Source organism: Sulfurospirillum arsenophilum NBRC 109478 (assembly GCF_000813345.1).
Lineage (GTDB): Bacteria > Campylobacterota > Campylobacteria > Campylobacterales > Sulfurospirillaceae > Sulfurospirillum > Sulfurospirillum arsenophilum.
This window is the reverse complement of the sequence record NZ_BBQF01000006.1, coordinates 1-21,015: the sequence shown is the minus strand read 5'-3', so window position 1 is coordinate 21,015 and position 21,015 is coordinate 1. Positions and strand designations below refer to the sequence as shown.

Annotated in this window: 19 protein-coding genes; all 19 read left to right on the top strand. The window is 34.7% G+C overall.

Going from position 1 to position 21,015, the window contains the following annotated elements:
• Positions 1–33: 33 nt before the first annotated feature.
• The 19 genes from SAR02S_RS12565 (at position 34) to neuB (ending at position 20,953) form a co-directional block, all read left to right on the top strand.
• Positions 34–822 (top strand): 3'-5' exonuclease, encoded by a 789-nt coding sequence (locus SAR02S_RS12565; protein ID WP_041960254.1) that lies wholly within the window; start codon positions 34–36, stop codon positions 820–822.
• Positions 819–2,189 (top strand): phosphomannomutase/phosphoglucomutase, encoded by a 1,371-nt coding sequence (locus SAR02S_RS12560; protein ID WP_041960252.1) that lies wholly within the window; start codon positions 819–821, stop codon positions 2,187–2,189. The genes SAR02S_RS12565 and SAR02S_RS12560 overlap by 4 nt, the downstream gene beginning before the upstream one ends.
• Before the next feature lies 1 nt (position 2,190).
• Positions 2,191–3,054, top strand: coding sequence for a glucose-1-phosphate thymidylyltransferase RfbA (gene rfbA / locus SAR02S_RS12555; protein WP_041960250.1), 864 nt, complete (start codon positions 2,191–2,193; stop codon positions 3,052–3,054).
• The gene (rfbB, locus tag SAR02S_RS12550) at positions 3,051–4,073 is read left to right on the top strand and encodes a dTDP-glucose 4,6-dehydratase (RefSeq protein ID WP_041960248.1); all 1,023 of its coding nucleotides are present in this window, start codon (positions 3,051–3,053) and stop codon (positions 4,071–4,073) included. The genes rfbA and rfbB overlap by 4 nt, the downstream gene beginning before the upstream one ends.
• A complete protein-coding gene (locus tag SAR02S_RS12545) occupies positions 4,074–4,892 on the top strand; it encodes a DNA ligase (protein ID WP_041960246.1) in 819 nt (272 codons plus the stop codon).
• Between the two features lie 12 nt (positions 4,893–4,904).
• Entirely contained in the window at positions 4,905–6,161 is a 1,257-nt protein-coding gene (gene tviB, locus SAR02S_RS12540; protein WP_041960244.1) for a Vi polysaccharide biosynthesis UDP-N-acetylglucosamine C-6 dehydrogenase TviB, read from the top strand.
• Positions 6,161–7,330, top strand: a complete 1,170-nt coding sequence (locus tag SAR02S_RS12535; RefSeq protein WP_041960242.1) for a nucleotide sugar dehydrogenase — start codon at positions 6,161–6,163, stop codon at positions 7,328–7,330. The genes tviB and SAR02S_RS12535 overlap by 1 nt, the downstream gene beginning before the upstream one ends.
• A gap of 12 nt (positions 7,331–7,342) precedes the next feature.
• On the top strand, positions 7,343–8,422 hold the full coding sequence (locus SAR02S_RS12530) for an NAD-dependent epimerase (RefSeq protein ID WP_041960240.1): 1,080 nt from the start codon (positions 7,343–7,345) through the stop codon (positions 8,420–8,422).
• A 66-nt stretch (positions 8,423–8,488) separates the two neighbouring features.
• Entirely contained in the window at positions 8,489–10,195 is a 1,707-nt protein-coding gene (locus SAR02S_RS12525) for an ABC transporter ATP-binding protein/permease (RefSeq protein ID WP_041960238.1), read from the top strand.
• 24 nt (positions 10,196–10,219) lie between these two features.
• Entirely contained in the window at positions 10,220–10,966 is a 747-nt protein-coding gene (locus SAR02S_RS13310; protein ID WP_052433642.1) for a CBS domain-containing protein, read from the top strand.
• Positions 10,963–12,867, top strand: a complete 1,905-nt coding sequence (locus SAR02S_RS12515) for an N-acetylneuraminate synthase family protein (protein WP_041960236.1) — start codon at positions 10,963–10,965, stop codon at positions 12,865–12,867. The genes SAR02S_RS13310 and SAR02S_RS12515 overlap by 4 nt, the downstream gene beginning before the upstream one ends.
• A gap of 16 nt (positions 12,868–12,883) precedes the next feature.
• Positions 12,884–13,918: a GDP-mannose 4,6-dehydratase gene (gene gmd / locus SAR02S_RS12510; protein WP_041960234.1), complete on the top strand. Its 1,035-nt coding sequence runs from the start codon at positions 12,884–12,886 to the stop codon at positions 13,916–13,918.
• A gap of 9 nt (positions 13,919–13,927) precedes the next feature.
• Entirely contained in the window at positions 13,928–14,965 is a 1,038-nt protein-coding gene (locus tag SAR02S_RS12505) for a mannose-1-phosphate guanylyltransferase (protein ID WP_052433641.1), read from the top strand.
• A 92-nt stretch (positions 14,966–15,057) separates the two neighbouring features.
• On the top strand, positions 15,058–15,738 hold the full coding sequence (locus tag SAR02S_RS12500; RefSeq protein ID WP_156961482.1) for an acylneuraminate cytidylyltransferase family protein: 681 nt from the start codon (positions 15,058–15,060) through the stop codon (positions 15,736–15,738).
• Positions 15,731–17,245 carry a hypothetical protein gene (locus tag SAR02S_RS12495; RefSeq protein ID WP_156961481.1) on the top strand — a complete coding sequence of 505 codons (1,515 nt, stop codon included), beginning with the start codon at positions 15,731–15,733 and terminating at the stop codon, positions 17,243–17,245. The genes SAR02S_RS12500 and SAR02S_RS12495 overlap by 8 nt, the downstream gene beginning before the upstream one ends.
• Before the next feature lie 13 nt (positions 17,246–17,258).
• A complete protein-coding gene (locus SAR02S_RS12490) occupies positions 17,259–18,233 on the top strand; it encodes an NAD-dependent epimerase/dehydratase family protein (protein WP_041960230.1) in 975 nt (324 codons plus the stop codon).
• 13 nt (positions 18,234–18,246) lie between these two features.
• Entirely contained in the window at positions 18,247–19,386 is a 1,140-nt protein-coding gene (locus SAR02S_RS12485) for a LegC family aminotransferase (RefSeq protein WP_041960229.1), read from the top strand.
• On the top strand, positions 19,383–19,958 hold the full coding sequence (locus SAR02S_RS12480; protein ID WP_041960228.1) for an acetyltransferase: 576 nt from the start codon (positions 19,383–19,385) through the stop codon (positions 19,956–19,958). The genes SAR02S_RS12485 and SAR02S_RS12480 overlap by 4 nt, the downstream gene beginning before the upstream one ends.
• Entirely contained in the window at positions 19,955–20,953 is a 999-nt protein-coding gene (gene neuB, locus SAR02S_RS12475) for an N-acetylneuraminate synthase (RefSeq protein WP_041960227.1), read from the top strand. Before SAR02S_RS12480 ends, neuB begins: the two co-directional genes overlap by 4 nt.
• Positions 20,954–21,015 lie beyond the last annotated feature (62 nt).

The window sequence follows — 21,015 nt, the reverse complement described above, 5'->3', positions numbered from 1 at the left end:
AATTTTAACTAAAAGTGACTTAAAGGCTGTTCAATGATCTGTGTGTTCGATATAGAGACCATCCCTGATACCAAGCTAATTCGAAGCGTCCTAAGCCTTGAAGGAGATGACCTTGAAGTCTCGCTTTTAGCGCAAAAAGAGCAAGAGGAAAAGAGTGGAAGCAGCTTTTTACCGCTCTCTTTTCATAAAATCGTGGCGATTTCAGCCGTCATTGCCGATGATTTTGGCATCTTTCGCAAGGTGAGCAGCATTGAAGGCAACAATGAACACGAGATGATCAAGAACTTTTTAGGCTTCATCAATAAGCACAATCCTAAGCTGGTGAGCTTTAACGGCAGAAGTTTTGATATGCCGCTTTTGATGCTTCGTGCCATGCAATACAACCTTACATGTAACGCTTATTTTGAAGTTGACAATAAAGAGCTGAATAAAAACAAATGGGAAAATTATCGGTCTCGCTATTCAGATCGTTTTCATGTTGATTTGCTCGATCATCTGTGTGAATTTGGGGCGGTGCGAGGTATGAAGTTAGATCATGTCTGCTCAATGGTAGGGCTTCCTGGCAAATACGATGTGCATGGCGATCAGGTTATGGAGCTTTATTATGCAGGGGAAATCGATACCATCAAGGAGTATTGCGAGAGTGATGTGCTGAACACCTATTGGCTATTTTTGAAGTATGAACTACTTAAAGGCAACCTCATTATAGAGGATTATCAGCGTGCATTGGCTACAATGCAGGAAAATTTACGAGTCGAAAAGTCCTATACGGATGTCTTTGGCATCGCAATCGAAGAAGAATTATACAAGGAGAACCATTGAAAACGATATTTAGAGAGTATGACATCAGAGGTATCTACGAAAAAGAGCTTAACGAGCAAACCGTAAAATTAATTGGGTATTTTTTAGGAAAACAGATTGTCAAAGTGGGTAAAACCGTTGCGATTGGCTATGACGCGCGCTCACACTCACCAATTTTGTGCGAGTATCTCACAAGCGGACTTAACAAAGCGGGTTGTAAAGTCTTGACGATGGGGCTGGTTGCAACGCCTGTGAATTACTTTAGTAACTTTCAAGATTTTGATGGCGTAACGCCTAATGCTTCCATTATGATTACCGGTTCTCACAATCCAAGTGAATACAATGGCTTTAAAATTACGATTGATAAAAAACCCTTTTTTGGCGAAGATATTTACGCACTTGGTCGAGAAATTATTGCCAATTATGATACTGAAATCGAAGATGACTTAAGCTCTGCATTTATCAATGCTAAAGAGCGCTATATTGCTTATCTTATCAAAGAGTTTGACCATCTTAAAGGCTTCAACCAACCGTTTGTGTATGACTGTGGTAACGGCGTCGCAGGTGTCGTGGTGCAAGATGTTTTTAAAGCTTTAGACTTTACATGTAAAGGTTTATATACAGACCCAGATGGCACTTTCCCAAATCACCACCCAGACCCAACGGTAGAAAAAAATCTTAAGGATATTAAAAAAGAGCTTGAAGGTGAATATGCCCTTGGCTTTGCTTATGATGGCGATGCCGATAGACTCGCGTTTTTGACGAAGCATAACAATGTCAAAGGTGACATCATGGCGATTCTTTTCTCAAGTGCTATGAAAAATCCAACGGTCATTGGCGAAGTAAAATGTTCCCAAGTCATGTACGATGAGATCAACAAACGTGGCAAGGCGATTATGTACAAAACAGGACATAGTAACCTCAAAGTGATGATCGCTAAAACCAATGCCGATTTTGCAGCCGAAGTGAGCGGTCACCTTTTCTTTAATGATCGTTATTTTGGCTATGATGATGCCATTTACGCAACACTTCGTATGATAGAAATGGTGAAAAATGGTTTGGATGTAGATGCAGAAATCGCTAAACTTCCTGTCGTTTACTCTACCGAAGAGCTTAAAGTTGAGACCAATGAAAACGACAAATTCCCTCTGGTTAACAAAGTCAAAGAGCTTTTGAAAAATCCTCCAAAAGATTTTCCAGCCATTAAAGAAATCGTTGATGTTGACGGTGTAAGGGTTATCTTTAACGATGGTTGGGGATTAGTACGTGCGAGCAATACAACGCCAGTCTTAGTGACTCGTTTTGAGTCAACAAATGCGGATAATGCGAAATTGTATGAGAAAAAACTGAACGAGCTTATAGCAACCGCTAAAGCAGAGCTTCACTAACATGAAAGGGATCATCCTAGCAGGAGGAAGCGGAACAAGGCTTTATCCTGTAACCCAATCGATTAGCAAACAACTGTTGCCAATTTACGATAAACCGATGATCTATTATCCCCTTTCAGTACTGATGCTCGCAGGAATTCGAGAGATACTTATTATCTCGACACCCCATGATATTGGTAAATTTGAAGAGCTTTTGGGTGATGGTTCTCGTTGGGGCATTTCCCTTTCTTATAAAATTCAGCCAAGTCCTGATGGACTTGCGCAAGCGTTTATTTTGGGGGAAGAGTTTATAGGTGATGATAGTGTCTGCTTGATCTTGGGTGATAACATCTTCTATGGTCAAGGCTTTACTCCATTGCTTCAAAGCTCAGCTAAATTGGAAAAAGGTGCGATTGTTTTTGGTTATCAAGTCAAAGATCCACAGCGTTTTGGCGTAGTAGAATTTGATGAAAATCAAAAAGCAATTAGCATTGAAGAAAAACCTAAAAATCCAAAATCAAATTTTGCGGTTACAGGGCTCTATTTTTATGACAATAGCGTCATTGAGATTGCAAAAGCTGTTAAACCTTCAGAGCGAGGTGAACTTGAAATAACATCGGTGAATGAAGCTTATCTCAACCGAGGAAATCTCCAAGTTGAGGTGTTGGGTCGTGGTTTTGCATGGCTTGATACAGGAACACATGATAGTTTAATTGAAGCTGGAATGTTTGTGCAAACTATTGAGAAACGACAAGGGTATAAGATCGCTTGTTTGGAAGAGATCGCTTATAACTATGGCTGGATAAACAAAGAGCAAGTCTTAGAGATCGCAAAGCCTCTTAGTAAAAACGGTTATGGAGAGTATCTAAAGGATTTGGTTAAATGAATAAGAAACATGTTTTAGTGACTGGATGTGCGGGCTTTATTGGCTCTAATTTTGTGCCTTATTTTCTCGAAAAATACCCCGATTATCATCTCGTGAATCTGGATCTTTTAACCTATGCAGGCAATTTAGATAATCTCGTTGAAGTGCAAAACAGTGAACGCTATACGTTTGTTCAAGGCGATATTTGCGATCGAACATTGGTTGAATCGATTTTTGAAGATTATAATATTCAAGGGGTGATTCACTTTGCCGCAGAATCCCATGTTGACAACTCCATTAAAAATCCAGGCGTTTTTATAGAGACCAATGTCAATGGAACGTTTACACTCATTGATGTTGCGTACAAGAATTGGATGGAGAAACCTTTTGTACATTTAGAAGGGTATGAGGAGTGTCGTTTTCATCATATTTCTACCGATGAGGTCTATGGCACATTAGGAGCTACGGGCTTATTCACTGAAATGACCTCTTATGCACCTAACTCTCCTTATTCGGCTTCAAAAGCGGGAAGTGATATGATTGTACGTGCTTATCATCATACGTATGGTATGAACACTGTCATTACGAACTGCTCCAATAATTATGGACCGAAACAACATGATGAAAAACTTATTCCTACGATTATTCGTAAAGCACTTAGTCATCAAAAAATTCCTATTTATGGCGATGGTAAAAATATTCGTGATTGGCTCTATGTCTTAGATCACTGCAAAGGGATAGATCTGGTTTTTCATGAAGGCAACTCGGGTGAAACCTATAATATTGGTGGTAGAAATGAGCGAGACAATCTTTATATCGCCCATAAAATTTGCGAAATACTTGATACTCTAAAACCTAAAAAAACTTCCTACAAAGAGTTAATTACTTTCGTGGAAGATAGAGCAGGGCATGATAGACGTTATGCCATCGATGCCACAAAAATAGAGACAAAATTGGGCTGGGAAGCGGAAGAAAACTTTGAAAGTGGCATTCTTAAAACCATCATTTGGTATCTCGAAAAATATAAGCTAGAAGCGTAGATGAGACGGCTTATTACTCTTTGGTTAATACTTGTAAGCTTAACATTTGCGGCCAAACCTGAGCTGATGTTGCTCAAAGAGTGGGAAGGACAAGATGTTTCTGGGTGGCTTATGAGTGAAAAAATGGATGGGGTAAGAGCGTATTGGGATGGACAAAAGCTCATTTCCAGAGGTGGTTTTGAACTCTCTGCTCCTGCTTGGTTTACGGAAGGTTTTCCTCCTTTTGCTGTGGATGGTGAATTGTGGAGTAAACGAGGCGATTTTGAGAATATTATCTCCATAGTGAAGAAAAAAGAGCCGCATGATGGGTGGAAAAACATTGCTTTTTATGCGTTTGATGTCCCCAGTGAAAATGGAGGTTTAATTCAACGCTTAGTGAAGTTAGAGTATTATCTCAAACTTAATCAAGCGGATTATTTAAGAATTGCCAAACAGATTACATGTGAAAATGAAGAACATCTTAGAAGCTTTTTGAGAGAGATCGAAAAAGGTGGCGGTGAAGGTGTTGTTGTTCGTAATCCTGATTCAAAGTATGTGACAAAACGCGACCCTAATGCTCTCAAATTGAAAAGCTTTCAAGATGCAGAGTGTGAAGTGGTAGAGCATCATAAAGGTGAGGGAAAGTACAAAAATCTTTTTGGCTCACTTACATGTAAAAACGATGAAGGTGTTTTGTTCGATATTGGCACAGGTTTTAACGATCAGGATCGTAAGAATCCCCCTGCGATTGGACAAAAAATTACTTATAAATTTCAAGAGATTACCAAAGGTGGAAAGCCACGTTTTCCTGTTTATTTAAGAATCAAAGAAGAGATATAACAAAGGTCAATAATGGATAAAATAGCAGTAATTGGACTAGGATATGTAGGGCTTCCTTTAGCCGTTGAATTTGCAAAAAAATATTCTGTTGTTGGTTTTGATATTTTTCAAACACGCATCGATGAGCTTAAACGAGGCTATGATCGTACACTTGAACTTACTGAAGCTGAAGTGAAAGAAGCGATTGCTCATAATATGGAATTTACCACCAACCTTGAAACACTTCGTGCCTGCAATATTTTTATTGTTACCGTTCCGACACCCATTGATAAAAACAAGCGTCCAGACTTGACACCTCTTATTAAGGCAAGTGAAACTGTTGGAAAAGTGCTTAAAAAAAATGATATTGTTATTTATGAAAGTACGGTTTATCCAGGTGCTACGGAAGACGATTGTGTTCCTATTCTTGAAAAATTTTCAGGTTTGAAATTTAATATTGATTTTTTCTGCGGTTATTCTCCTGAACGCATTAATCCTGGTGATAAAACGCATACTGTGACTAAAATTCTTAAAGTAACATCAGGCTCAACACCCGCTATTGCGGATAAAGTAGATGCATTATATCGAAGTATTATCACAGCAGGTACCCATAAAGCTTCATGTATTAAAGTGGCAGAAGCCGCTAAAGTTATTGAAAATTCTCAACGTGATATTAATATTGCTTTTATCAATGAACTTTCTATCATCTTTAGTCGTTTGGGGATTGATACTAATGAAGTTTTGGAAGCTGCAGGAACAAAGTGGAATTTTCTTCCTTTCCGCCCAGGTCTTGTTGGCGGCCACTGTATAGGGGTTGATCCTTATTACTTAACACATAAAGCACAAGAAGTAGGTTATAACTCAGAGATTATTTTAGCAGGACGTAGACTCAATGACAATATGGGCATTTACGTTGCCAATCAAGTGATCAAATTGATGATTAAAAAAGGGCATAAAATTGAAGGTTCAAAGGTTTTGATTTTAGGCATTACTTTTAAAGAAAATTGCCCTGATATTCGTAACTCTCGAGTGATTGATGTTATCAGAGAACTTCAAGAATTTGGTGTGCAGATAGCTATCTATGATCCTTGGGCAGATGCAAAAGAGGTCAAGCACGAATATAATTTGGAGTTGTTGGCAGAATTACCAGCCTTGAATACCTATGATGCGCTTGTGCTAGCCGTTTCTCACAAAGAATTTAATACGATAAATATTACGAAAAATGAGCATCAAGTTGTTTATGATATTAAATCATTTTTACCAAAATCATTGGTAGACGCAAGATTATAATGAAAATAGCAATCGTTGGAACAGGTTATGTAGGGCTTTCAAATGGTATTTTGCTGGCACAGAACCATGAAGTAGTTGCCCTTGACATTGTGCCTGAAAAAGTGGCAATGATTAATCAAAAAATTGCTCCGATTGAAGATAAAGAGATCGAGGAGTATCTTAAGAATAAGCCTCTGAATTTTAGAGCAACTCTGGATAAGCATGAAGCCTATAAAGATGCTGAATTTGTTATTATTGCAACTCCTACCGATTATGATATTGACACGAACTATTTTAATACACGCTCAATTGAAAGTGTTGTTAAAGATATTCTTGCGTATAACACTCAAACAACAATGGTTGTAAAATCAACTATTCCTGTTGGGTATATCAAAAAACTTAAAGCCCAGTTTGGTGTTGATAATATTTTCTTTGCCCCTGAATTTTTACGTGAAGGTAAAGCTCTCTATGATAATTTATATCCTTCCCGTATTGTTATTGGCGAAAAAAGTGAACGTGCAACGCGTTTTGCTGAATTACTTGTGGAAGGTGCTATCAAAAAAGAGATTCCTATTGTTTATACGGAATCTACTGAAGCGGAGGCTATAAAGCTTTTTGCTAACACGTATCTTGCTATGCGTGTTGCTTATTTCAATGAACTAGACACGTATGCGCTAAGTCATGGGCTTAACACGAAAGAGATCATTGAAGGGGTTTGTTTAGACCCTCGTATTGGGAATTTTTACAATAATCCATCCTTTGGATACGGTGGATACTGCCTTCCTAAAGATACCAAACAGCTTTTAGCCAATTATGCGGAAGTCCCATCGAACCTTATTGAAGCTATTGTTAAATCCAACACAACCCGAAAAGATTTTATTGCAGACAGTATTATTAAGCAGAATCCAAAAGTTGTTGGTGTGTATCGCTTGGTCATGAAAAGCGGAAGCGATAATTTTCGCAGTTCTGCCATTCAAGGTGTGATGAAGCGTATCAAAGCTAAAGGTATTGAAGTTGTCGTCTATGAACCTGTGATTGAAGCAAATGAGTTTTATAAATCAAGGGTCATTAAAGATTTAGAAGAATTTAAAAAAATAAGTGACATCATTATTGCAAATCGATTGAGTAGTGCTCTTTTGGATGTTGATGACAAAGTTTTTACACGAGACATATTTAACAGTGATTCTTAGGAGCAAAATTTTATGAAAATCCTTATAACAGGAACGGCAGGATTTATTGGAAGCCATTTGGCATTAAAACTTTTAGCCAGAGGCGATGAAGTTGTGGGACTTGATAATATCAATGACTATTACGACCAAAATGTTAAATATGGAAGACTTCAAAGAAGTGGGATTATCAATAGCCTTGAAGAAGGTAAAAGTATTCCTTATGGTGTTTTGCTCAAATCTTCAATACATCCAAACTATCACTTTATAAAAATAAACCTTGAAGATAAAGAAGCAATGATCAAGCTTTTTGAATCTGAAAAGTTTGATGCCGTATGTAATCTTGCTGCGCAAGCAGGAGTACGTTATAGCCTTACCAATCCACAGGCTTATATTGATAGCAATATCATTGGATTTATGAACATATTAGAATGTTGCAGACATTATAATGTTAAAAATCTATGTTATGCCAGTAGTTCGTCTGTGTATGGACTTAATGAAACACTCCCTTTTTCCACAGATCATAACGTCGATCACCCTATTAGTCTTTATGCCGCAAGTAAAAAATCAAATGAACTGATGGCGCACACCTATAGTCATCTCTTTGGTATAGCAACGACTGGCCTTCGTTTCTTTACCGTTTATGGCCCATGGGGAAGACCTGATATGGCTCTGTTCTTATTTACAAAAGCGGCCTTAGAAGGTAAGGCTATTGATGTGTTTAACCATGGTGAGATGTACCGAGATTTTACGTATATTGATGATATTGTTGAGGGAGTTATACGTGTTATTGATAATCCTTCCAAAAGTGATCCAACATGGAATGGAAAAGAGGGTAGAGTTTCTACTTCGTCTGCGCCTTACAAGGTTTATAACATAGGCAATAATAATCCTGTGAAATTAATGGATTTTATCAGTGCAATTGAGAAAAAACTAGGCAAAGAGATTGTGAAAAACTTTTTACCTCTTCAAGCAGGTGATGTACCCGCTACCTATGCTGACGTGAGCGATCTTGTAGCGGATTTAGGCTATCAGCCTGCGACACCAATTCAAGAAGGAATTGATAAATTTATTGATTGGTATGTGGATTTTTTTAAGATACATATAAATTTGTAAGTTGTTGGAATTACGTAATAGTATAAAATATATGATATGTCGTGGTATAAGGTTGTAAGATTAAATATGAAAAATATACTTTCCAAGTTAAAAGATATCTTGACAAAAAAAGACAAAACATACCTCTCAATACTTTTTTTATTTTCTATTTTCATTTCAATAATTGAGACATTGGGGATTTCCGTCATAATGCCTTTTTTATCGGTAGTGATGAATTTTGATACAATTCACAATAACCGCTACTATAGTTATATCTATGATACCTATGGTTTTATGAGTAATATTAATTTTGTAATGGCATTTGGAGGCCTCCTGATTCTCTTCTATATTGCCAGAAGTGCTATCAATATTGTATACACCTACCAGCTAGCAAAATTTTCACAAGGTAGATACCACCTTTTGGCTTATAGACTTTTTGAAAATTATATGGGAATGCCATATAAAAATTTTGTTACCAAAAATTCCTCTACACTTACAAAGTCAATAATAAGTGAAGCATCTGGCTTTACAAATCTCCTTTCTTCATGTGTATTTATGATGAGTGAAGTACTCATCGTTATTTTTATCTATATGATGATGTTATGGGTTGATTATCAAGTGACATTAGCAATGACTGTTGTTTTATGGATTAATGCAGTCATAATGTTGAAAACAGTTTCTGTAAGAATGAAAAAAGAAGGCTTTCGAAGGGCAGAACTTCAACGACTCTTTTATGAGATTATCAATAAGAGCTTTGGAAATTTTAAGATTTTAAAATTAAAATCTAACGATAAAATGGTGCTTGAGGAGTTTGAAAAATCAAGTCATGGCCATGCTCAGGCAAATATTAAATCACAAACACTTCTACAAGTGCCGAGGCTTTTACTAGAAGCAATAGGATTTAGTATTATCATCTCTATTATTATGTATATGATATGGAAAAATCAAGGTAATATTGGAGAAGCTCTCTCTATGTTATCAATGTTTGTTTTATCACTTTATAGGATGCTCCCTTCAGTAAATAGAATTACAACAAGTTATAATATTATTATGTTTAACTATAAAGCATTGGAAATCATTCATAATGATTTGATGTATGATAGTGAAAATTTAGGGGACGAAGAGATTTATTTTAATCACAAAATAGAATTGCAGAATATATGCTTTGAATATGAAAAAAGTAGAATAGTTCTTGATGATATTAGTCTTACAATCATCAAAGGAGAAAAAATTGCCTTTGTTGGTGAAAGCGGTGGTGGGAAAAGTACATTAGTTGATCTAATCATAGGCTTATATAGACCTGTGAATGGTAATATTAAGATTGATAATGTAAATTTAGAATATTCAAATGTCAAATCATGGAGAAGGAAAATAGGCTATATTCCTCAGTCAGTTTATCTCTTTGATGGTACAGTAGGTCAAAACATAGCTTTTTCTGGAGATTATGACAAAGTTAAAGTAGATGAGTGTCTTAAAAAAGCAAAAATATATGATTTTTTACAAACTAAAGAAGGCGCAGATACTCCTGTTGGCGAAGGGGGGATCATGCTTAGCGGTGGCCAAAAACAACGCATTGCTATTGCAAGAGCATTGTATGATGACCCTGAAATATTGGTTCTCGATGAGGCTACTTCTGCACTTGATGATGCAACTGAGATACAAATTATGGACGAGATTTATGATGTTAGCAACAATAAGACACTTATTATTATAGCTCATAGATTAAGTACAATACAGCGATGCGAAAAAATATACACGTTAGTGAATGGCCGTTTGACTTTAAATAGTAAATAAATTTTATAAAAGGTTATGTGATAGATGCTTAAAAATCTTACCATTAGTTGTTATGCTACAGTTATAGAAGCTATCAAGCGAATAGATTTGAATAGGAAGAAGTTTCTTTTAATTGTCGATGATCATAACGCTTTAGTAGGTATTTTAACAGATGGAGATATCAGAAGGTTACTTATTGATGGGCATAATTTAAATAAAGAGATTGCTTACAACCAAGATATCATTAAAATTACTCTTGATGATGATTTTAATACTCTTATAGAGCTTTTTAAATCTGAAAAAATTACCTTTATTCCCATAGTTGACAAGGAGAATAAACTTATCAATGTCATCACCAAAAAGCAATTTCATATTATGTTGTTAAAAGATTATGCTTTTGATTTATTGCAAGTGGCAAATATAGAAGAAGAAGAGCTTGACTATGAAATTGTTTCCAAGCCTTGGGGCTTTTATAAGAGTACGCTTTTAGCACAACATGTACAGTCAAAAGTCGTTACATTGTTTCCCAATGAAGAGTTAAGCCTTCAAAAACATAAGCAAAGAGAAGAGCATTGGATTATCACTAAAGGCTTTGCTGAGATAACTTTAGAGGAGTCTAAATTTCTTGCAGAAACGGGTAGATATATCTATATTCCTACTGGGTGTAAGCATAAAATAAAAAATGTTTCTAATTCTCAAAACCTGATCATTACCGAAGTTCAATTGGGCGAATATTTTGGTGAAGATGATATTATTAGATACGAAGACAAATATGGCAGGATTCAAAAGTGAACTATTATAACAGTGGTAAATTGGATAAAATTTTTAATAACGAAGAGACTAAAAGCTATATTATTGCAGAAATTGGCATTAATCATAATGGCAGTTTCGAAGAGGCTATCAAGCTTATTGACGCTTCTGTATTGGCTGGGGCAGATGCAGTTAAATTTCAGAAAAGAGATTTAGAGGCGATCTATTCAGAAAAGATTTTGAATGATGCCAATAGTGAAGAGTGGAATTTTGAATATCTTATTCCGTTGCTACGGGATTGTGAATTAAGTCATGAAGATTATCGTAAGATTAGAGTGTATTGTAATGAGCAAAAGATTGATTTAATTATTACACCTTTTGATGAAAAGTCTGCAGATTTTGTAGGTGAATTAGGTGTCAGTGGTTTTAAAATTGCTTCTGCTGATATGACCAATATCGAATTAATAAAAAAAGCAAACTCTTATGGTCGACCATTACTTATTTCTACGGGAATGTGGGAAGAAAAAGATATACGAAAATGTGCCATACTGTACAAAAAAAATATGGTTAAATATATGTTTTTACTATCACAATCTACCTATCCAGCACCCTATGAAAATCTAAATTTAAAATTTGTAGATGTTTTGCAAGAGATTTCAGGCTTTGTTGCAGGTTATTCTGGACATGAAAGAGGTGTTTTTATACCAGTAGCATGTGTCGCTATGGGCTTTAAGGTAATTGAAAAACATATTACATTTGATCAAAATCAAGCTGGGCCAGATCATAAAGCTTCTATCCTTCCTGCTGAATTTAAGCAGATGGTTGAAGAGATTAGGTCACTTGAGAGTGCATTGACTTCAAAAAAAGTTGTTAATCAAGCAGAAATTTTAAATAAAGAGGCCTTTGCAAAATCAGCAGTACCGATAAGAGACTTACCTGTAGGACATGTGCTTATTAGAAATGATGTAGTGTTTAAATCACCAGGAAAAGGTATTTTTTCTCATGAGATAGAGGACTATTTTGGGAAAGTTCTTAGAAATGAAGTAAAGAAAGATTGTTATATTAATAGTACAGATTTTGGAGATATTGTCAAAATAGAAGAGTGGGAAAAATTCTCTTTTACCAAAGATTGGGGAATAAAATGTAGATTTCATGATTATGAAAAATACCGCGTTTTAAATAGTCCAATTGTTGAATTTCACTGTTCAGAAACAGATTTAAATGTTGATTTTAGACCTAGTAAGATTTCAAATTCACAAATGATTTTACATGCACCTGAGATTTTCAATAGAAAACTTGTTGATATATGCTCACAAGACAAAGCAATTGTTGACGAATCTCTCGATATTATTCAGAGAAGCATAGAAAAAACTTTAGAATTATCGAAGTATTTCCCAAATGCAAAACCTAAAATGGTAGTTCATCTTGGTGGAATGTTTTTAAATCAAAAAGAGCTTTGTGATACACGATTTTTAACAGAAGAAGCTATAAGAAATTTTGAAAAATTACGTTTTGATAAAGATAAAATAGATATTTTGCCAGAAAACTTGCCTCCTCGTCCTTGGTATTTGGGTGGAGAGTGGTTTCAGCATGGCTTTATGTTAGCAGATGATATGGAGTTATTTTGTAATCATTTTGGTTTTAAGATGACATATGATGTATGTCATGCGCAACTTTATTGCAATTTGTTTAATGTGGATTTAAAAGAATATACTAAAAAAATTATGCCTTTTGTTGGGCATGTTCATATCTCTGATGCTTATGGCAATAATGGAGAAGGTGTCCAAATAGATGAAGGTTGCATAGACTTTGATGGGCTATTCTCAGAGATGGAAAACTATCAATTCTCTTGGGTTTCTGAGATATGGAGTGGGCATTTGCATGAAGGTGCTGGAACGTACGAATGTATGAAGCGATTGAAAAAGTACGCTGGAAAATTATAATATATTAGGATAATTTATGAAAAAAGCAATTGTAACTGGTATTACAGGGCAAGATGGAGCATACCTTAGTCAGCTTCTCCTTAATAAGGGATATGAAGTTTATGGAACTTATAGACGAACCAGTTCTGAAAATTTTTGGAGAATTGAAGAACTTGGAATCAAAGGTCATGAAAATCTAAAATTAGTTGAATATGATTTGACTGATCAAGCCAATTCTATGAGATTGATTGATACTATCCGTCCAGATGAAGTCTACAATCTTGCTGCTCAGAGTTTTGTTGCAGTTTCTTTTGAACAACCTTTGACTACATCGCATATTTCAGGCCTTGGTGCAGTACATTTATTAGAAGCTATTAGGCTTGTTAATCATAAAATTAAATTTTACCAGGCTTCAACATCTGAAATGTTTGGAAAAGTTCAAGAAGTTCCACAAACTGAAAAAACACCCTTTTATCCAAGAAGTCCTTATGGTGTGGCAAAGCTTTATGCCCATTGGATGACTATAAATTATCGTGAATCTTACAATATTTTTGGTGCAAGCGGAATACTTTTTAACCATGAATCTCCACTAAGAGGGAAAGAGTTTGTCACACGAAAAATTACTGATAGTGTTGCAAAAATAAAGCTAGGGTTACAAGATTGTTTAGAATTAGGCAATTTGGACGCAAAAAGAGATTGGGGTTATGCGAAGGATTATGTCGAGGGAATGCATTTGATGCTACAAGCACCAACTCCAGATACCTATATTTTGGCGACCAATAGAACAGAATCAGTCAGAGACTTTTTAACAATGGCGTTTAAGGCTGCTGATATAGCTTTGGATTTTCGTGGAAAAGATGAAAATGAAATCGCAATTGATGTCAAGACTGGCAAAGAAGTTGCTCGAGTAAATCCAAAATTTTATAGACCTGCAGAGGTAGATTTGTTAATAGGCGATGCGTCTAAAGCGAAAAAAGAGTTAAACTGGGAAGCAAAAACGACATTAGAAGAGTTGTGTTACCTTATGGTTGAAGCGGATATGCGAAGAAATAAAGATGGCAACTCTTTTTAGGATGGTATTTTGACCAATATTATTTTATGTGGCGGTAGCGGAACGAGACTTTGGCCTATAAGTCATAGATGTATGCCAAAGCAGTTTATTAAATTTTTTTACAACGAAGAGACACAAAAAACAGAGTCGTTATTTGATAAAACGCTAAAGCGAAATAGGCAAATATGTGATAGTATTTTTCTCGTAGCCAACAAAGAACAACTAGGTATTATCAAAGCTGAATTAGGACAAACGCTGATAGGTAAAATTTTAGTTGAACCAATAGGTCGAAATACGGCACCTGCAATAGCTTTAGCTTGTATGTGTTTGCCCTCTGATGAGATAGTTTTGGTAACTCCCTCAGACCATCTTATCAAAAATGAAAAAGTATATGATGATGTTATCAAAAGAGTCAAAGAATTAGCCACCAATGGAAATTTAGTCACTTTTGGCATTAACCCGCACTATCCAGAAATTGGTTATGGGTATATCGAATCCAATGGTGAAGATGTCGTCTCTTTTAGAGAAAAACCAAGTTTAGAAAAAGCTAAAGAGTATATACAACAGGGGAATTATTATTGGAATAGTGGAATTTTTTGCTTTAAAGCGGGAGTTTTTTTAGAAGAACTTCAAAAATATGCCCCTACAATTTATGAAAGTTCACTTATCGCTTTTGAAGCTAAAGAGATATTACAAGATACTATTTATATCAATGAAGAAAAAATGAGTGCTATTCCTGAAGATAGTATAGATTATGCAGTAATGGAAAAATCGTCTTTGATAAAAGTTGTTTTTGCAGATATGGAATGGTCTGATTTGGGTAGTTTTGAATCTTTGTATAATGAGTTACCAAAAGATAACAATAACAATACTTGTTGTAGTGCACATATTAGTGTTAATGCGCACAATAATTTTATTGCTACAAGTAGCCAAAAACCTATTATTACAATTGATGTTGATGATTTAATTATTGTCGAAAGTAGCAAAGCAGTGTTTGTTTCAAAAAAAGGATCTTCAGGCAAAGTGAAAGAGATCATGGGATTTTTAAAAACTAATGGATTGTATTAAAATGGAGATAAAATAATGAAATGTTACTTATGTCGATCGAAAATAAAAGAAATGAAAAAAGTGATTCTTTGTATTATAAAAGATATACACCTATGAATATAGCATTTATACCAGCAAGATGTGGAAGTAAATCGATCCCTTTTAAAAATATAAAAGATTTTTGTGGCAAACCTCTTTTATATTGGAATATTAAAGCTTTGGTGGAATCAAAGATTATTGATAAGATTGTAGTGGCAACAGATTGCAAAAAGATTAAAGAAATTGTTGAGGGATTTAATTTTTCAAGTGTTGAAGTGTACGACAGAGATGTTGAAAATGCAGTAGATACTTCAAGTACAGAATCTGTAATGTTGGAATTTTTACATAAAAAAACTTTTTCACTAGAGGATAATTTTTTTCTTGTTCAAGCGACCTCTCCGCTAACAACAAGTGAAGATTTTAAATCGGCATTTGAACTGTTTAATGCCGAAAAGGCGGATAGTTTACTCACGTGTGTCAAATTAAAAAAGTTTTTTTGGACACCTGAGGGTATACCTATCAACTATGATTATAAAAATCGCCCTAGAAGGCAAGATTTTGATGGTATTTTGGCAGAAAATGGAGCTTTTTATATCAATAAAGTAGGCAATATTTTAAGGGATAAAAATAGGCTTAGTGGCAAAATAGCAGTTTATGAAATGTCTGAAGAAAATATGTATGAAATAGATGAGCCAAATGATTGGGTAATTTTAGAAGGACTAATGCAACAAAGAGAGAATGTTCATTTTGAATAGACAAGTAGTATATTCGGTTTATGATGAAGTTGAAGAATATTATACTCAGCATCGAAAAGAATTTGAGAAAATTGAAAGTGCTTTAGAAGAAGATTTTTTGCTTCCTCAAAATATTGTAGCAGATACTATAAAAAACTATTTGGTTGCAACTATTAATGATGGTTCTAATAGTTATCTTCTGTCACCAAAAAAATTCAAAAGCTCTCTTTTTTATGGCGTGGTAAGTATATATTTTATGGTAATGTCAATTTTTGGGAAAAGAGTTCATACTCAAAATACATCAGATGTACTTTTTGACAATTGTTTTTCGTATGGTTTCGATGAAAATTACCAAAGGCTATTTAAGCGACTCAAGGGTTATAAGACTGCTATTCTTCTTACGTTTAAAAGTGGTAAAGATAAATTTTCAGATACACAAGAAAAAATTGAAGGACAGGGCTTTTATACCAAGAATAATCTATTTCCAGCCCATGCCAAATATAATCATTATTATTTGGCAAAAAGCTCGAGGCAGATTTTTATGAGTATGTGTAAGAGATTTTTTTTATATTTTAGACTTTGTAATACGTTAGGTTTAGATATTTTACAGCTTATGTTTAGGATGTATCGAGCTATTGCTATATTTGAAATGGATGTTGCTTGTATAAAATCAAAAGTTTTGGTCAGTTTTGATGATAATGGCTATGGTGCTTTGCGTTATTTTATCTATAAAAAAAATATTGATACAATTATGATTCTACAAAATGGGTACAAACAGGGATATATTTCTAATCGTATGGGTGATATGTATCTTTATTCGGATTATTATCTTGGTTTCGGTTTGAAAAATATTGAAATACAAAAGGGTATGGTTTCTCAAAATAAACTTGGCGTAGGATCACTCAAGTTATATAATAGTTTACTCAATATTGATAGATTACAAATCCAAACTAATATTTATGACATATTGTTTGTTGAACAAATATCTGCTTTAGAGTTAGTGGAATATAACACAGAAACTTACTTTAAGTGCATAGATTTTTTATGTCATTTTACTAAAGCTTACCCTCAATATACAATAAGCTATCGGGCAAGATTAGACCGTAAAAACTTGTCTATGTTTGGAGAAAAACTCAATCAAGATGTTTCAAAGATAGATGCTATGCTAAAAGATGCTGGGATTTTTATAGATGATGATATGGAAAAAAATTCGTACGAAGAAGTTTTAAAATCAAATATCATCGTGTTTTATACTTCAACATTAGGTTTTGAAGCACTTGGCATGGGTAAAAAAGTATTGAATTTAAATTTAGATAAAATCATTTCAGGCTTTTCAGTAGAAAATGATTTGGGGACATTAGTTGATGATGAATATGCTCTTTTTGAAGAGAAATTATTGTATTTACTGCATAATAATACGCAAGAAATAAAAGATTATTACAATATACTAAGGATTGCTTATATGAATACAGATGAAGATATAGAGAGTTTAATTTTTAAATTGATAGAACATAATATAAAAATCTAAAAAGAGGAATAGAATGAAAAAAGTTTTAGTAACAGGTGGCGCTGGTTATATTGGTAGCGTATTGGTAAAATTGTTATTAGAAAGAGGTTATTTTGTAAGAGTTCTTGATAATTTGTCTTTTGGTGGAGAGTCTATTGTTGAACTACTCAATAATAATAGCTTTGAGTTTGTAAAAGGTGATATTAGAAATGAAGAAGATTTGAAAATCGCTTTAAAAGATATAGATTATGTTGCTCATTTAGCGTCTATTGTTGGTGATCCAGCATGTGCAGTAAATCCTAGTTTAACAAGAGACATCAATGTAGATGGTGCAAAATTGACTTATGATATTGCTAATAAAATGGGGGTTAAAAGATTTGTCTTTGCTTCAACATGTAGTAATTATGGGAAAATGTCAGATGCAAATGCCTATGTAGATGAAACATCAGAATTAAAACCAGTTTCGCTTTATGCAGAAACAAAAGTGGAATTTGAAAACTATCTTTTGTCTCAAAACCGTAATAATATTACAAAACCAACTTGTTTGAGATTTTCAACAGTGTATGGATTGTCTCCAAGGATTAGATTTGACTTGACTGTTAATGAATTTACCAAAGAGTTAGCTATGGGTAGAGAATTGGTCATTTTTGGAGAACAATTTTGGAGACCTTATTGTCATGTTTTAGATTTGTCGAGAGGTGTTTTAGCTGTTTTTGAAGCTGACCTTGATAAAGTAGAGTTTAATGTATTTAATGTTGGCGATACAAATGAAAATTATCAGAAGCAAATGATTGTTGATGAAATTAAAAAGCAACTGCCAGAAGCTAAAGTAAAATATGTACAAAAAAATGAAGATCCCCGAGATTATCGTGTTTCTTTTGAAAAAATAAAAAATGAATTAGGATTTAAGATTACCAAAACAGTGCCAGATGGTATTCGACAAATTATCCAAGTAGTTAAGAGTGGTTTTCTTGAAAATCCAGATGACCAAAAGTATAAAAACATTTAAATGGATCATATAAATGAATGACAAAATAGTACAATTTATCCAAAATACATTTGCTACAAAAAAGTTTATTCCTCTTCATGAGCCTCGTTTTATAGGGAATGAGAAAAAGTATCTTAACGATTGTATAGACTCTACATTTGTCTCAAGTGTTGGAGCATATGTCGATAGATTCGAAAAAGAATTTGCTTTACATGTAGGAAGTAAGTATGCCATAGCGACGGTAAATGGCACTGCAGCTTTACATGTAAGCTTAGTTTTGATGGGTGTTGGAAAAGATGATGAAGTCATTACGCAGCCTTTAACATTTATCGCTACATGTAATGCTATAACATATTGTGGGGCAACGCCTATTTTCGTAGATGTAGATAGGGATACGATGGGTTTATCTCCTGATGCTTTACATCTATTTTTAAATAAAAATGCCGAAGTAAAAGGGAATCAGTGTATTAATAAAACGACGGGGAAGATCATTAAAGCGTGTGTTCCTATGCACACTTTTGGTCATCCGTGTCGGATAGATGAGATAAAGGCCATTTGTGATGAATGGCATATCGCTTTGGTGGAAGATGCTGCAGAATCGCTTGGAAGTTACTACAAAGGCCAACATACCGGCACTTTTGGTAAAGTAGGTGCATTTAGTTTCAATGGCAATAAAATCATTACCAGTGGTGGTGGCGGTGTTGTCGTAACGGATGATGAAACTCTTGCCAAAAAAGCAAAACATATCACCACTACGGCAAAAGTACCTCATAAATGGGAATTTGTACATGATGAAATAGGCTATAACTATCGTTTGCCAAATTTAAATGCTGCTCTTTTGGTCGCTCAACTTGAGCAATTGGATGGATTTTTAGAAAATAAAAGAGCATTAGCAAAATTATACGAAGAATTTTTTCAAGACTCAAATATAAGCTATGTCAAAGAGCCTAAAAATTCAAAGTCAAATTATTGGCTTAATGCAATTTTGCTTGAAAATAAAGAGCAAAGAGATATGTTTTTAGAATATACCAATAGTAATGGCGTGATGAGTCGTCCTATTTGGACGCTGATGAATAAATTAGAGATGTTTAAAGCGTGCCAGTGTGGTGATTTATCAGAGTCGCTTTGGCTTGAAGAAAGAGTTGTTAATATTCCTAGTTCGGTGAGAGTATGAAAGAAAAAATTATCCTTATTGGTGGTGGTGGACACTGTAACGCAGTTATTGACGTCATTGAGCAAGAGGGAAAATTTGATATTGTCGGAATTATTGATAAAAAAGAGCTTGTAGGTAAAGAGGTTTTAGGTTATAAAATTTTGGGAAGTGATGAGGATTTGGAAGATTTACACAAACAGTATAAGTATGCACTTATCACTGTAGGACAAATCAAATCATCCGAAGTAAGAATCAAGCTTTTTGAAACGTTGAAACGTTTAGGGTACACGTTACCTGTGATTATTTCTCCTTTAGCGTATGTTTCAAAACATTCACGACTTGGAGAAGGTACCATTATTATGCACCATGCTTTGGTCAATGCAAATGCTGTGATAGGAAAAAATTGTATTATTAACAGTAAGGCGTTAATAGAGCATGACGCAATAATTGGAGACTATTGTCATATCTCAACGGGGGCTATTGTTAATGGTGGTGTTCAAGTAAAAGAAACTACTTTTTATGGAAGCAATTCTACATGTAAAGAGTATACGCAAGTGAGCGGTTTTGTAAAAGCAGGGAGTGTGGTTAAATGAGCAAAGTTTTTATCATCGCAGAAGCTGGGGTCAATCATAATGGTAGTTTAGAGTTAGCTAAAAAACTTATTGATGTGGCATGTGTTGCTGGGGCAGATGCTGTGAAGTTTCAAACGTTTAAAGCGGATAGGCTTGTTTCTAAAAGAGCACAAAAAGCTGAGTATCAAAAACAAACAACCGATGGTGCAGAATCTCAATATGACATGATTAAAAAGCTAGAACTTGATTTGGACACGCATAAAAAGCTTATTGCTTATTGCAATCAAAAAAATATCATGTTTTTATCAACACCTTTTGACCATGATAGCATTGATTTACTTGATAGTTTGGGAATTGAAATCTTTAAAATTCCAAGTGGAGAAATCACCAATCTTCCTTATCTGCGAGCTATTGGGAAACTTCAAAAAAAAATTATTCTTTCCACAGGTATGGCAGATATAGGTGAGATTGAGGATGCATTAGATGTGCTCATCAATGCTGGAACTAAAAAAGAGCATATTACGATCTTACATGCGAATACCGAATATCCAACACCTATGGAAGATGTCAATCTTCTTGCCATGCAAACGATAGCTCAAGCTTTTAAAGTTGATATTGGTTATTCTGACCATACCAATGGCATAGAAGTTCCTATTGCGGCGGTGGCAATGGGTGCCTCGATTATAGAAAAACACTTTACACTTGATAAGACCATGGAAGGACCTGACCATAAAGCTTCGCTAGACCCAGATGAGCTAGAATCCATGATAAAAGCGATACGAAATATTGAAATTGCTTTAGGAAACGGGCTCAAAAAACCGAGTAAGAGTGAGATAAAAAATATGCCAATTGCACGTAAATCTATCATTACGTGTAAAGCTATTGTCAAAGGTGAACGTTTTTGTGAAGAAAATATCACCATTAAACGTCCAGGGGATGGTTTAAGCCCTATGCGATGGGATGAGATTATCGGGACAATTGCGACAAGAGATTATGCTGAAGATGAGTTGGTATAGGATTGTTAGTTAATTGTAAATGTAATTTATTTTTCGGAGTTTACTAACGTGTTATTTAATAA